The 260-nt window shown below is 30.8% G+C and carries 1 protein-coding gene; it reads left to right on the top strand.

Annotation, left to right across the window (positions count from 1 at the left end):
- Positions 1 to 260, top strand: a 260-nt coding sequence (locus NG904_RS17160) for a type IV secretion system DNA-binding domain-containing protein (RefSeq protein WP_252232958.1), incomplete at both ends; no start/stop codon positions are given.

Genomic DNA, 260 nt, shown 5'->3' with positions numbered 1-260 from the left:
AGAGTAATAAAGATATTTGACCCATTGAATGAGGATAGTCCACATTATGATCCATACATAGTATTAAGACAAGGAGATAAAATACAAGGAGCTAGAGAGTTCGCAAATTCAATAATACCTATAGGAGCTGATGAAAAAGACCCATATTGGAAACAATCAGCACAAAATTTATTAACTGCTTGTATATTGCATTATGAAAATGAAAATTTTGATTTCCCTACAACTTGTCAAAATATAATGCAAGTACCTATTAATGAGCT

This window comes from Clostridium sp. ZBS15 (assembly GCF_023845705.1).
Taxonomy (GTDB): Bacteria; Bacillota; Clostridia; order Clostridiales; family Clostridiaceae; genus Clostridium; species Clostridium aquiflavi.
This window is presented reverse-complemented; position numbering and strand designations above follow the sequence as displayed.